The 12,568-nt window shown below is 60.8% G+C and carries 12 protein-coding genes; 8 read left to right on the forward strand and 4 right to left on the reverse strand.

Annotation, left to right across the window (positions count from 1 at the left end; genetic code table 11):
* The first annotated feature begins 370 nt into the window (after positions 1–370).
* The 4 genes from HWX48_RS04455 to HWX48_RS04470 all read left to right on the forward strand — a co-directional run bounded on the left by HWX48_RS04455 (position 371) and on the right by HWX48_RS04470 (position 3,764).
* Entirely contained in the window at positions 371–1,294 is a 924-nt protein-coding gene (locus tag HWX48_RS04455; RefSeq protein WP_175955056.1) for a PRD domain-containing protein, read from the forward strand.
* 20 nt (positions 1,295–1,314) lie between these two features.
* Complete coding sequence (nagE, locus tag HWX48_RS04460) at positions 1,315–2,895, forward strand: N-acetylglucosamine-specific PTS transporter subunit IIBC (protein WP_175955058.1); 1,581 nt, start codon at positions 1,315–1,317, stop codon at positions 2,893–2,895.
* A gap of 28 nt (positions 2,896–2,923) precedes the next feature.
* The gene (locus HWX48_RS04465) at positions 2,924–3,412 is read left to right on the forward strand and encodes a PTS glucose transporter subunit IIA (RefSeq protein ID WP_175955060.1); all 489 of its coding nucleotides are present in this window, start codon (positions 2,924–2,926) and stop codon (positions 3,410–3,412) included.
* Positions 3,413–3,500: 88 nt separating this feature from the next.
* Positions 3,501–3,764, forward strand: a complete 264-nt coding sequence (locus tag HWX48_RS04470; RefSeq protein ID WP_175955062.1) for an HPr family phosphocarrier protein — start codon at positions 3,501–3,503, stop codon at positions 3,762–3,764.
* A gap of 110 nt (positions 3,765–3,874) precedes the next feature.
* On the opposite strand, the gene HWX48_RS04475 is transcribed toward HWX48_RS04470, so the two are convergent.
* Positions 3,875–4,837: a sugar-binding transcriptional regulator gene (locus tag HWX48_RS04475; protein WP_175955638.1), complete on the reverse strand. Its 963-nt coding sequence runs from the start codon at positions 4,835–4,837 to the stop codon at positions 3,875–3,877.
* Positions 4,838–5,079: 242 nt separating this feature from the next.
* On the opposite strand from HWX48_RS04475, the gene HWX48_RS04480 reads away from it, so the two are divergent.
* Complete coding sequence (locus HWX48_RS04480) at positions 5,080–5,805, forward strand: MIP/aquaporin family protein (RefSeq protein ID WP_175955065.1); 726 nt, start codon at positions 5,080–5,082, stop codon at positions 5,803–5,805.
* 98 nt (positions 5,806–5,903) lie between these two features.
* Entirely contained in the window at positions 5,904–7,424 is a 1,521-nt protein-coding gene (gene glpK / locus HWX48_RS04485; protein WP_175955067.1) for a glycerol kinase GlpK, read from the forward strand.
* 764 nt (positions 7,425–8,188) lie between these two features.
* Here the strand turns inward: glpK and HWX48_RS04490 are convergent.
* The 3 genes from HWX48_RS04490 to HWX48_RS04500 all read right to left on the reverse strand — a co-directional run bounded on the left by HWX48_RS04490 (position 8,189) and on the right by HWX48_RS04500 (position 11,182).
* The gene (locus tag HWX48_RS04490; protein ID WP_175955069.1) at positions 8,189–8,746 is read right to left on the reverse strand and encodes an NYN domain-containing protein; all 558 of its coding nucleotides are present in this window, start codon (positions 8,744–8,746) and stop codon (positions 8,189–8,191) included.
* Between the two features lie 124 nt (positions 8,747–8,870).
* Positions 8,871–9,587 (reverse strand): PspA/IM30 family protein, encoded by a 717-nt coding sequence (locus HWX48_RS04495; protein WP_175955072.1) that lies wholly within the window; start codon positions 9,585–9,587, stop codon positions 8,871–8,873.
* 107 nt (positions 9,588–9,694) lie between these two features.
* Positions 9,695–11,182 carry a hypothetical protein gene (locus HWX48_RS04500; protein WP_175955073.1) on the reverse strand — a complete coding sequence of 496 codons (1,488 nt, stop codon included), beginning with the start codon at positions 11,180–11,182 and terminating at the stop codon, positions 9,695–9,697.
* A 161-nt stretch (positions 11,183–11,343) separates the two neighbouring features.
* Here HWX48_RS04500 and HWX48_RS04505 point away from each other — a divergent pair, with 161 nt between their 5' ends.
* Both HWX48_RS04505 and HWX48_RS04510 read left to right on the forward strand, forming a co-directional pair.
* Positions 11,344–11,721 carry a cold-shock protein gene (locus tag HWX48_RS04505; RefSeq protein ID WP_124868581.1) on the forward strand — a complete coding sequence of 126 codons (378 nt, stop codon included), beginning with the start codon at positions 11,344–11,346 and terminating at the stop codon, positions 11,719–11,721.
* On the forward strand, positions 11,714–12,484 hold the full coding sequence (locus HWX48_RS04510; RefSeq protein ID WP_175955075.1) for a DUF3027 domain-containing protein: 771 nt from the start codon (positions 11,714–11,716) through the stop codon (positions 12,482–12,484). Before HWX48_RS04505 ends, HWX48_RS04510 begins: the two co-directional genes overlap by 8 nt.
* The last annotated feature ends 84 nt before the right edge of the window (positions 12,485–12,568 follow it).

The following is a 12,568-nucleotide window of genomic DNA, read 5'->3' on the forward strand; positions in this document are numbered from 1 at the left end:
TGACCAGACTCCTTGGCCAAGATGGACGAGGTCATCGCGTGCGGAGTGGGAGAGAAGGTGGACATTTCGCGTCGTTGCGGAACATCGGTGGGGTGTGCGGTTGGGAACGTGGGAGATTCCCGCGGATTCTTGGGGTCGATTCTAGCTATTTTGCGGGTTTTGTGCTCTTTTTGGGCAGATGTGCAGTGGGGGCGAACGTAAGGTGGCCAAAGAGTGGTTAATGTCTTGATAACATGTGTTTGTTAAAGGTTATTGACACAGCTGCGTCCTGTGTCATAATTTCGTCAAGAATATTGCTCTGGGTGTCACTGTTCGGCAGGCATCACTGGAGATGCGGAATCTTCCGCCCTAGCTCAACGAGGAGCCTCCTGTGTACGACCGCGCGCCCGGTGCTGACCCCGAATACCGGGTCACCCATGTCCTCAACAACAATGCGGTTGTCGTGCGCTCAGAATCAGGCCTCTCCGTCCTCGTTGGTACGGGCATCGGCTTCAATCGCAAAGTCGACGACCCGGTCGATCCCGCCATCGTCCAGCAGCAATACGTCGCTATTGAGCCCGATAAGATCCACTACCTCACCCTGCTCAACGGCCTCGACCCTGAACTTCTTGCCGCCATTTCCGAAGGCGTGGAACTGGCAACCAAAACGCTGGGCCACCTGCATCCTTCCATCTACCTGCTCCTCACCGACCACCTGGCTTTCGCTGTTGAGCGTTACCGCGATGGGCAGCTCATCCAAAACAACCTCCTGCCCGAAATCCGCGCCTTCTTCCCCAGCGAGTTCGAGGCTGCCGAACTCGTCCTCCATCACATCAACACGCGCGTCGGCGTTGAACTGCCCCTTGACGAGGCTGCCTTCATCACCCTCCACCTCAACGCCGCGCTCTCTGGTGAATCCGTCAAACGCCCCCTCAGCCGGGCAAACGCGCTCGCGGGCGTCATTGACCAAACGCTCGGCCGACTCAACGTTGGCGAATGCCCCCGACACCTGCGTGAAGATCTCAGCGCCAACCTCGTCGCCCTCGTGGGCCGTATCGAGGGCGGGCGCGCCCGACGCTTCACCACCCCGCGTTCCATCGCGCGCGACCTCCACGAAGAGTGGACGCACGCCGAATGGATCCTTTCGACTCTGCTTGGCGAGGCGCCCGCACACAGCAGTAACACCTCAGGCGCCCTGATCCGTGGGGAGCTTTCCCCCGAGCAGAGAGCAGGAGAAACGGCGTTCCTCGCCGTATTCCTCCATGGCTGGATCTACGACCTCTCGATGAAATTCCATCATCCAACAAAGGAGTGAGAGAAGTGAAAGATACAATCATGACGAGCCTGCAAAGGTTCGGCAAAGGCTTGATGGGAGCGGTGGCAGTCATGCCCGTCGCTGCCATCCTGATGGGTATCGGTTACTGGATCGACCCTGATGGCTGGGGCGGCAATAGCGTGGTCGCCGCCATCCTCATCAAGGCAGGCGCCGCCGTCCTTGACAACCTTGGCTACATCTTCGCCATCGCCCTCGCTTACGGCCTGGCCAAGGACTCCAACGGTGCCGCCGCCCTCTCCGGCTTCCTGGGCTTCACCACCGTTACCTTCCTGATCAACGAGAACTCCGTTGCCGGATACCAGGGCGTTGACCTGGCCGCGCTGAAGGAAGCTGGCGGCGATGAGCTGCTGGCATGGACTGCGCAGGGCTGGGGTGCTGTTGGCGCCAAGAACGTCCTCTTCGGTATCCTCGTCGGCCTGCTCGCTGCATGGACCTACAACCGTTTCCATTCCGTCAAGCTGCCTGACTTCCTTGCATTCTTCTCCGGCCGCCGCCTGGTCCCGATCCTCATCACCTTCTTCTCGATGGCTCTGGCCCTGGTCCTGTACTTCGTCTGGCCGATCCTTTACGGCGTGCTCTTCAACTTCGGTCAGCTCATCCAGGGCATGGGTGCGGCTGGTGCCGGTATCTACGCCTTCTTCAACCGTCTGCTGATCCCCACCGGTCTGCACCACGCTCTCAACTCGATCTTCTGGTTCGACGTTGTCGGCATCAACGACATTGGCAAGTTCCTCGGTGGCGCCTCCACCATCGAAGCTGCTGCTGCCGCTACCGACGCAGCCTCCTGCCCCGGCCTGTGGGCTGATGGCGTCTGCACCGTTCAGGGTGTTGTTGGCCGCTACCAGGCTGGCTTCTTCCCCGTCATGATGTTTGGCCTGCCGGCAGCTGGTCTGGCCATGTACCTGCGTGCGGACAACTCCCGTAAGAAGGTCGTCGGCTCCCTCATGATGGCTGGCGCTCTGGCTTCGTTCTTCACCGGCGTGACCGAGCCCCTTGAGTTCGCCTTCATGTTTGTCGCACCTCTGCTCTACATCGTCCACGCGCTGCTGACTGGTATCTCCGTCTTCATTGCAGCCTCCATGGGCTGGACCGCAGGCTTTGGCTTCTCGGCAGGTTTTGTCGACATGCTGCTCTCTTCTCAGAACCCGATGGCTAACCAGTGGTACATGCTGCTCGTTCTGGGCCTGGTCTACGCGGTGGTCTACTTCGTGGTCTTCTACTTCCTCATCGGTCTGCTCAACCTCAAGACCCCTGGTCGTGGGGATGAGAGCGACGAAGGCGCCACACTTTCTGGCGATGCCGCGATGAACGAGGTCGCTTCGACTATCCTGGCAGGTCTAGGCGGTGCTGCAAACGTTGACTCTGTCGACTACTGCGCCACCCGTCTGCGCGTAGCGGTCAAGGACCACCTGCTCGTTAAGGAAGCGGAGATCAAGCGCGCCGGTGTTGCCGGTGTTATCCGCCCCTCTCAGAAGACCGTTCAGGTGATTGTTGGCCCGCAGGTCCAGTTCGTCTACGACGAAGTGGCTCGCATCCTCGCCGATAGCAGCGTCACGCTGCTGGGCGAACAGGATGCCTGAACCAACAGGAACTACCTGAGGAATAGACATGTTCGGTCTTGGTAAGAAGAAGATTGTCGTAGCATCCCCCTTTGCTGGGCAGGTTGTTCCTGTCACAGAGGTGCCCGATCCTGTTTTCGCCCAGCGTATGCTCGGCGATGGATTTGCTGTCATCCCTGAGGAAGGTGCAGAGATTGTGAGCGTGTGCGCGCCCATCTCTGGAACGCTTCGAAAGATCTTCAAGACCCTTCACGCCTTTGCGATCGTGGGCGATGATGGTGCAGAACTCCTGGTCCACATCGGTTTGGAAACCGTTGAGCTCAAGGGAGAGAACTTCACCGCCCTCGTAGAAAGCGGCACAAAGGTGAGTGTCGGCCAGCCCATTATCAGCGTGGACATGGCTGCCATCCGAGCCGGTGGGCGCACCCCGATCACACCGGTGGTCTTTACCAAGAACGGGCAGGTCTCCGATGTCTCCATCACCGACTCACACCCGTCTATGGCGGGAGTGAAGGTAGCGACGGCGCGATTCGCGTAACTACCTGACACGTCGGTGGGCGCTGTCCGCGCGTAGTCTCCTTCGGCTACGCGCGGACAGCGGGGGAGACCAAAAACCAAGGAGAATCATGGTTTCCCGCACCGCTACCGTAGCTTCTGCTGTGGGTCTTCACGCCCGCCCGGCAGCAATCTTCGCCCATGCTGTTGATGACACCGGTTTTGATGTCACCATCGCTTTCGGTGGAGAAGATGCCGACGCAGCCAGCGTCATTGAAGTAATGGCTCTTGGCGTTGGGCATGGTGACGAAGTTACTCTCACCTGCGAAGACGATGCAGCAAGCGAGTCCCTGGATGCTCTTGTTGAGCTACTGGGACGTGACTTGGACGCCTGAGCGTCACAACAAATGGGCTGGGTCAGAACAGTGGAGGTTCTGACCCAGCCCATTTGCTGACGCACATGCGTGCGCTGAGGGAATATCCCTCGTTACGGCGATCTTATCGGCTACTTTGCGATTCTGCTACGCGCCTGCTGTGCTTTGGCGTGGTGTGCGCGCTGACGAACCAGGTCCATGAGAGCGCGTGCTGCCGCGTCATCGAGGACGAGGTCGGTCGCAACCTTGGCACGCAAGGCGCCCAGCAGCGGCAGTGCTTTTCCGGTGCCTGAGACGACGAGCAGGCGGCGCGGGATCTTCTGCAGTGTTTCTGGCGTGGGGCCGGAGGCGCGCTTATTGAGGGGGAGGTCGGTGGTGCCGTCCTCGCGAATCAGGACGGTGCACACGTCACCGACGACGCCGTCGGCCTGGGCCTCGGCAATCTCTTGCGGGTCGAGGTAGCCCGAGGAGTAGACGTGCGAGGGCAGCGTGCCCGACAGGGAGCCCACACCAAAGAGTGCGACGTCGGCGCGGTCAATGGTGTCGAGGACGGAGCGGATGGAGCGTTCGCGCCACATTGCTTCGCGCGTGTCGGGGTAGTCGAAGAAGGCTGGCACGGGGAATTGCAGGGTGCGCGAGCCGAAAGCCTGGGCGGCTTGGGACATGATGGAGTCGGCGTAGGGGAGCCCTGACTTGGTAGCGTTCACGGCGCCGTTGAGCTGGACGACCGTCGACCCGGGGAAGTGGACGCGGGGGAGGTTGCGGGTGACTTCCGAGGTGGTGTTGCCCCAGGCGACGCCGAGGATAGCGCCCGGTTCCATGAGTTCGACGAGGCGTTCGGCGGCGACGAGGGCGACGTTGTGCAGGCGGTTGACTTCGGTGTCGACCTCGCGGACAGGGACGACGGAGGTGCGCACCCCGAAGATCTCTGAGATTTGGCCAGCGAGGGTTCCGCGGGTGCCGGGAGCTGCGGCGACGGAGATTCGCACGAGGCCGGTCTCGCGGGCGTGAGCCAGCAGACGGGAGATCGATGATCGAGAGATCCCCAGGTGGTGTGCGATGTTCTCCATCGTGTGGCCCTGGAGGTAGTACATTGAGGCGGCTTCATGAGCCTGTTCATCACGGATGGTCACAAATACTAGTCTCTCATGCACAGCCGTGCAGGTGAAGCGAATTTTTGTGCGGTCGCTGTGATAATTGCAATGAAGTCGCAACACTCTGCGACTATCGTCCCAGATCTCGGTGCAATGGAGCTCCGAAGAAAGGTACAAGTACAGTGTTTGCAGCACTCTTATCCTCCGGGCTAACACCCCCGCTGAGCGGCGGACAGATTTTCATGTCCGAATTCATGGGGACAGCAGTCCTCCTCCTCCTGGGCGGCGGCGTCGTCGCAACCGCAGTCCTCCCCAAGACCAAGGGCAATGGCGGCGGCTGGCTCCTCATCAACTTCGGCTGGGGCCTCGCAGTCTTCGCAGGCGTCTACGTCGCCTACGCAACCGGCGGACACCTCAACCCAGCAGTGACGCTGGCTAAGGTCGTCGGCAACATGTTCGACTCCAAGGTGGAACTCGCCGCAGGCGTCCCCGTCACAGCGATGAACATCACCATCTACGTCCTCGCCCAATTCCTCGGCGCCTTCGTCGGTGCCATCATCATGTGGCTCACCTACAAGACCCACTTCGACGAGGACTGCGACCCCGCAACCAAGCTCGCCGTATTCTCCACCGGCCCCGCCATCCGCAACTACGGCTGGAACCTCGTCACAGAAATCGTCGGCACAGCCATGCTGATCCTGTGGATCTACGTCTCCGGCTACACCGAATCGGCAATGGGCCCCCTCGGTGTCGCACTCATCATCGTCGTCATCGGTAACTCCCTGGGCGGCCCCACCGGCTACGCCATCAACCCCGCCCGTGACCTCGGCCCCCGCGTCGCACACTTCGTCCTGCCCATCAAGGGCAAGGGCGACTCCGACTGGGGCTACTCCTGGGTCCCCGTCGTCGGCCCCCTCATCGGCGCCGTCCTCGGTACCGTTCTTGCCTTTATGAGCGGCCTCGCCTGATCTCCCATCGTTTCGGGGTGCAGCACACCTAAGCTGCACCCCGAAACCGCCACCACGCATCCATCCCCCCAATTCACAAAGAAGTGAAAGGACAACACATGTCTGATCAGAAGTTCGTCATGGCCATCGACCAGGGCACCACCTCGTCCCGCGCCATCATCTTCAACCACGCAGGCGAAATTGTCTCCATCGGCCAGCAGGAATTCACTCAGATCTTCCCCAACCCCGGCTGGGTCGAACATGACCCCATGGAAATCTGGGAATCCGTCCGAGCCGTCGTCGCCGACGCCCTCCACAAGGCAGACATCAACCGCCACTCCCTTGCAGCCATCGGTATCACCAACCAGCGTGAAACCACCGTCGTGTGGGATAAGACCACCGGCGAACCGGTCTATAACGCCATCGTCTGGCAAGACACCCGCACCGCCGCCATCACCCGCGAACTCGCAGGCGATAAGGGCATGGACCGCTACCGCGACATCTGCGGCCTGCCCCTGGCCACCTACTTCTCCGGCCCCAAGGTCAAGTGGATCCTCGACAACGTCGAAGGCGCCCGCGAAAAGGCAGAAGCAGGCGACCTGCTCTTCGGCAACACCGACTCCTGGGTCGTGTGGAACCTGACCGGCGGCGTCAACGGCGGCGTTCACGTCACCGACGTCACCAACGCCTCGCGCACCATGCTCATGGACCTGCGCACCCTGCAATGGCGTGAAGACATCTGCGCCGACATGGGCATCCCCATGTCCATGCTCCCCGCCATCAAGTCCTCCGCGGAGGTCTACGGCTACGGCGCACCGAACTCACTGCTCATCGAAACCCCCGTGTCAGCCATCCTCGGCGACCAGCAGGCCGCAACCTTCGGCCAAGCCTGCTTCTCTAAGGGCATGGCAAAGAACACCTACGGCACTGGCTGCTTCATGCTGATGAACACCGGCACCGAACCGGTATTCTCTGAGAACGGTCTGCTCACCACCGTGTGCTACAAGATCGGTGAAGAGGCAGCCGTCTACGCTCTCGAAGGCTCGATTGCCGTCGCGGGCTCTCTGGTCCAGTGGCTGCGCGACAACCTCGGCATGATCGAAAAGTCCTCCGACGTGCGCAAGCTGGCAGAAACCGTGGAAGACAACGGTGGCGTCTACTTCGTCCCCGCCTTCTCCGGCCTCTTCGCCCCTTACTGGCGTGATGACGCCCGCGGCGCCATCGTGGGCCTGACCCGCTACGTCAACAAGGGCCACATCGCGCGCGCCGTCGAAGAATCCACTGCCTTCCAGTCCCGCGAAGTCCTTGACGCCATGAATGCCGACTCCGGCGTGCCCCTGACCGAACTCAAGGTCGATGGCGGTATGACCCACGATGACCTCGTCATGCAATTCCAGGCCGACCTGTGCGGCGTGGACGTTGTGCGACCGAAGGTCATCGAAACCACCGCCCTCGGCGCAGCCTACGCAGCAGGCATTGCCGTCGGCTTCTGGTCGGGTACCGAGGATGTCATCGCCAACTGGCAAGAAGGTAAGCGCTGGACCCCAGCAATGGATCAAGCTGAGGTCGACCGCACCTACCGCCTGTGGAAGAAGGCCGTGACTCGTACCTTCGACTGGGTCGATGAGGACGTCAAGTAACACCTTCTGACCCCATAGCGATCTGCAGCTCAGGCGCCGCCAGCATCCCCGCTGGCGGCGCCGCTGTGTCGGGGGTGCATTGCTGCTTTAATCTCGCACTGCTGTGTTAGTTGTCTGTCGCAAGAACGGCGGGTCTGGTTAGCCGCTGCGCTGGGCCGTGCGCGTCCACTCGCCTCCGCTACGCTTCGGCTCCCATGCCGAAGCGTGCCGCAAGCGGCCCGCCCGCTCGGCCTTTGTGTTTCCCAAAGGCCCCGAAGCCCGACCATGCCCTGCCCTGCTGTCGTCCTCGCCGGGCCCTTTTGCTCAGGTTTGCACACTGCGTTGTGGTTTTCACACCGCATAGGCCCCAGAAATTGCAACGCCGCTCCCATATTGCTCGCCTGCCGGGGCGGGTGGAGGCGGTCATAGTGGTTGGTATGGCTGAGCGTCGTTGGTATGGGTTAGCGCTATTGGTGTGGTTGAGTGCCTTGGGTAGGTGGTGTGCCATGTACCGATGGCGCTGAGGCGTACCGTAGCCGGGGGAGGGTTCCTGTGACAGTGACGCCGCTAGGCGCGCAGTGCCTGCGGCGCGGCTGGGCATATGAGCCGGAGCGAAGCGCAGGTGAATGGGCACAGGCGCTGCGCGCCTGGTGCCAGCGGCGCTGCTGGAAGTCTGCGCGTACAAGACCCCGCTGAGCATAGAAAATCCCCCGGACCGCCAGTGAAAGCTGGCAACGCGCACAGCTCAAGCGACCCGGGGGACTCTTATGCAGCCTCGTGAAGACTCAGAGGAACTCGAAGGGGTTGAAGTCCTCGACGTCGATGATGCGGATCCTGGGCAGGGTGACCTGGAAAGCATGAACGTCATACTCAAGGTCAATAACTTCCAGGCCCTCGTCAATCAGCTCTTGCAGCTGAGTGGAAAGAAACTCGCGGAAACACAGGACCGCGACCTTGCGCCCCTGTGCCAAGAGCTCCTGAATCTGAGGAACGAAGTCACCATCATGGCTGGCCAGGATGACCGAAGCTCCCTCAATCTCACTAATGGCCTCCAGGGTCTTTTGAATACCCAGGTCAACGACCTTCAGGTCCGCAGGACCCGACAGGGGAATCGCCCGATAGTCCATCGCATTGAGAGCCTGAACGAAGCCCATCGGCAGGTAGCCATTGGAGCCATTGAGGAAGAAAAGTCCTCGTGCCTGCTCGCCCCACTGCTCTGAAGCAGCCTGAAGAACACGGTCCCAGCGAGGGCGTTCCTCAGGATTAGGGCGGCGGTCAAGGACGGACAAGCCTAAGGTGGCATCAATATTTTCGCCATCAATTACCAGGTAAGTAGTTTCCATACCTTCCACCCTAGCCGCTGGGAAGAATTTATATGCGGCATTGGAAAAGTTTCTCGAAACTAAAGAAGGCGATAGGGCTGTGATAAGTCCTATCGCCTTCTCAAAGAGTGAAAAACTCGGGGAATCAGCCCTTCGCCTTCAATGCAGCAAACCTTGCCTCAAGGTCAACATCGACCTCGTCGCTCTCCAGCTCAGCGAACTGATCCTCCAGGGATGCGGCGGCAATCTCAGCCTGGCCCTGAGCCATGGCCTCAACACGACGCACACGATCCTCAAAACGAGACAGCTCCGAAGTTGGATCCATGACATTGATCGAACCAATAGCATCATTAAGCTTGGTCTGAGCCTCGGCACTGCGCTGGCGAGCAACCAACTCATCTCGCTTGGACTTGAGCTGCTCAAGCTTATCCTTCATGGTGGCCAGGCCGCTCTTGAGCTTGTCTGCCATCGCATTCTGCGCCTCAATACGAGGCTTAGCGTCAGCGGCTTCACGCTCGTACTGCAGCTGCTTGCCCAGAGCGACGCGGGCAAGGCCATCCCACTTGTCGGCGCCAGCAGCGTCACCGGAGACGCGCAGTTGCTCAGCCTTGTCGGAAGCTGCCTGAGCTTTGCGGCCCCAATCAGCTGCCGTCGCGACATCCTCCTCGTAATCCTTCTCAGCCAGACGCAGATCGCCAACAGTCTGCGCGATAGCGTTCTGAGCTTCAACGATGGAGTTGGTGTAGTCGCGGATCAGCTGATCCAGCATCTTCTGAGGGTCTTCGGCACGATCAAGAAGCGCATTGATATTGGCCTTAGCCAACTGTGCTACGCGGCCGAAAATTGACTGCTTCTCTGCCATGGTTTCCTCCAATAAAAGGCTAGGAACGAACCGTCGTTATCAACATTAGTGTGAAATCAAGGCATGAGCCCAGCGAAACCACCCAAAGCCTGAAAAGCTGACGCCACTCAGCGCTTCTTCCGCTTCTTCTTTTTCCCCTCCAAAGCCTCATCCATGACCACGTCAACGACGGTATCAAGCGCCTGCCACAGCAGGGCACCCCCCACCGACATCCCCATATTCATCATCGACCGGGGCTCACTCAAAACCGGCGGAAACTGACCAGTTGTGCCGCCAGCGAAACCGCCGGGCATAGCAAACGGCGCAAAAGAACCCGAGACCCGCTTCGCCGACTCGGCAGCGTTATCAGCAGCCCGCATTGACCGCTCAGGATCAGAATGAAGATAGCGGCGCGCATCCTCAAGGAAACGCTCAGCCTCACGTAAATCTGACCGCGCATCCAAAGGCATCACACCCCGGCGCGCCTCTAGGAACTGGCGCGCACTACGCACCGAGGCTTCCGCGTGCTCAAGATAGCGTTGAGCTGAGGCGCTCTGGCGGCTGAGGTTCTCTTCCCGGCTCCGCAAAGGCGCCAGGGCAGCATCCAAAGCAGCCTCCGCAGCCGTCAAGCGCTCCAATGCGGCCAAAGGGTCCCCGCCCCCGTCATTTGCTGATTGCGCATGAAGGATCGCCGCGCGAGCCTCGTCAATGAGCGGCCCAAAAGCACTGTCATCAGCGTCCAAACGTCGCGCGTCAGCAAGATCATTCGTCAACGAACCAATCCCCGACGCCAAAGCCTTCGCTGCATCACGAAGATGATCCTCGGCCTCAAAAATTGCCTGCACCTGATGCTGAGCCATCGACAGCGCACGCGAAGCCGTTTCCAGCGCCTGAACAGCAACATCACGCTGCGAACCCAGCGCTGCCTCAGCGCGTCCACACGCCTCACGCGCCTGCGTCAACAAGGAACGCGCCTGGTCGGGGTTGTCCTCCAAGGACGCTAAGGACGACGAAGGGAAAGACAGTGCCAAACCACGCAGCCGCTCCTCAGCTGCAGGAAGCTGCGCGGCAGTTTCCTCAATGTGCCCGCGCAAGGAAGCCAAACGAGACTCCAGCCCCGAATCCTTCGAACGCAGCTCCGTGAAACGCTTCTGCTCCTCAAGCAAGACAGGCATCACGCCATCAAGAATGGCAATAATCTCCAAGGCGACACGGCTCTTTTCCGCATCCGTCGGCGCATTACGCAATGCCTCCTGCAACGCGAAAGCCCGAGGCAGAGCCTCCTCAGCCCTCCCTAAAGCGCGTTCAAATTCCTGACTGCGCACCTCGCCGAAACCAGCCTGAGCGAAAGCCAGCTCATCACGGGCGAAACGCACAATCTCATCGGCTTGCAACAAACGCTGCTGGGCGGCAGCCTCGTCCCGCGCGGCGTCACGCGCGTAAGAACGCTGCACGCGGCCACTTAAGGTTCGCCCCGAACGGGAACGAAAAACGCTGACCGCCACCCAGATCACAGCAATCGCAATCGTGAGACCGACAACCAAAGAGCCGCCGCCCACAACGGCAGACACCACAGAGTCCAACATCGGCAGACGAAGGGTGAGAAATAGGGCCACAGGCCTTCCCTTTCAACGCGCAGAAGAATACGTTCTTCAAGAGTAGTGGCGAGGTGTGGGTGATTACCTGTCGAAGACCGGGCGTGGGCTGACTATCATTAGAGGAGGTCTGTCAGATCAGTCCGGTCTGAAAAGACCCTGAAACGCAAAGGAGTGCAATCGTGCCTACCGGGAAGGTGAAGTTCTTCGACACCGAACGCGGTTTTGGATTTATCGCAGGTGATGACGGGAATGAAGTATTCCTGCACAGTTCAGCCCTGCCCGAGGATCTACCCAACCCTCGCCCCGGTACCCGCGTAGAATACGGTGTCGCTGACGGTCGCAAGGGCCCCCAAGCCCTGTCGGTGCGCGTCATCGCTACCCCGCCCTCCGTTGCGCGCGCTCAGCGCCGCAAGCCCCAAGCCATGGTGCCCGTCGTTGAGGACCTCATTAAGCTCCTCGACGCCGGCTCCAACCAGCTACGCCGCGGAAAGTACCCCGACAACGCTCACCAGATCGCCAAGGTGCTGCGCGCGGTAGCAGAGGAATTCGATGCCTAAAACCACCGCCGCACGCCCGCGTAAGATTCGCGAGGACGCCGTCCTCGCGAAGGCAGTCGAACACGCGCGCGAAGCGGCACTGACGATCGCCCGAGAAAGCGCCGTCGGCGACTACCTCGGCTTTGACATGGTCGCCGAACGCCTCGGCACCCACTACTTCGCGTCCACCGAGGCCGGCTACGTCGGCTGGCGTTGGGCCGTCACCATCGCCCGCGTCCCCCGCGGGAAAACAGCGACCATCTGCGAAATCGACCTCATCCCCGGGGAAGGCTCCCTCCTGGCGCCCGAATGGGTGCCCTGGGAAGAGCGCCTCCTGCCTGAGGATGTCTCACGTGAGGACGTCCTGCCCTACCGCGCCACCGACGAACGCCTCGACCAGGGCTATGAAGCAACCGGCGAGGACGCAGACGAGGCCCTCTCCCACGAGCTCGGCCTAGGCCGCCCCCGCGTCCTCTCCGCACAAGGCCGAGCCGAAGCCATCCAACGCTGGTACGCCTCCGAACAGGGACCCAAACGAGGTCGCCTACCCAAAGCAACCTGCTCCACCTGCGGCTTCCTCCTCAAACTCTCCGGATCCATGCGCACAGTCTTCGGTGTCTGCGCCAACGCATGGTCCGCCGACGACGGGCGAGTCGTGAGCCTGGACCACTCCTGCGGATCCCACTCTGAAACAGACGTCCCCAAAAACGGGACCGAATGGCCGGTGCGCCCCTCGCGCGTCAACGACTTCACCGTCGAAAACCACGCAATGCCAACAAGCTGAGCCGCAAGAGCTCCGCTGCGGCGTAGCACCACCCACACGAAAGCCCACCGATCCTTCGGTGGGCTTCGTTCTATCCTAGCGGAT

This window comes from Schaalia sp. Marseille-Q2122 (genome assembly GCF_903645355.1).
Classification (GTDB): domain Bacteria; phylum Actinomycetota; class Actinomycetes; order Actinomycetales; family Actinomycetaceae; genus Pauljensenia.

Coding starts and splice junctions, on each gene's coding strand:
- nagE (WP_175955058.1), top strand. CDS start 1,315: ATGACGAGCCTGCAAAGGTTCGGCAAAGGCTTGATGGGAGCGGTGGCA.
- HWX48_RS04465 (WP_175955060.1), top strand. CDS start 2,924: ATGTTCGGTCTTGGTAAGAAGAAGATTGTCGTAGCATCCCCCTTTGCT.
- HWX48_RS04470 (WP_175955062.1), top strand. CDS start 3,501: ATGGTTTCCCGCACCGCTACCGTAGCTTCTGCTGTGGGTCTTCACGCC.
- HWX48_RS04475 (WP_175955638.1), bottom strand. CDS start 4,837: ATGTACTACCTCCAGGGCCACACGATGGAGAACATCGCACACCACCTG.
- HWX48_RS04480 (WP_175955065.1), top strand. CDS start 5,080: ATGTCCGAATTCATGGGGACAGCAGTCCTCCTCCTCCTGGGCGGCGGC.
- glpK (WP_175955067.1), top strand. CDS start 5,904: ATGTCTGATCAGAAGTTCGTCATGGCCATCGACCAGGGCACCACCTCG.
- HWX48_RS04490 (WP_175955069.1), bottom strand. CDS start 8,746: ATGGAAACTACTTACCTGGTAATTGATGGCGAAAATATTGATGCCACC.
- HWX48_RS04495 (WP_175955072.1), bottom strand. CDS start 9,587: ATGGCAGAGAAGCAGTCAATTTTCGGCCGCGTAGCACAGTTGGCTAAG.
- HWX48_RS04510 (WP_175955075.1), top strand. CDS start 11,714: ATGCCTAAAACCACCGCCGCACGCCCGCGTAAGATTCGCGAGGACGCC.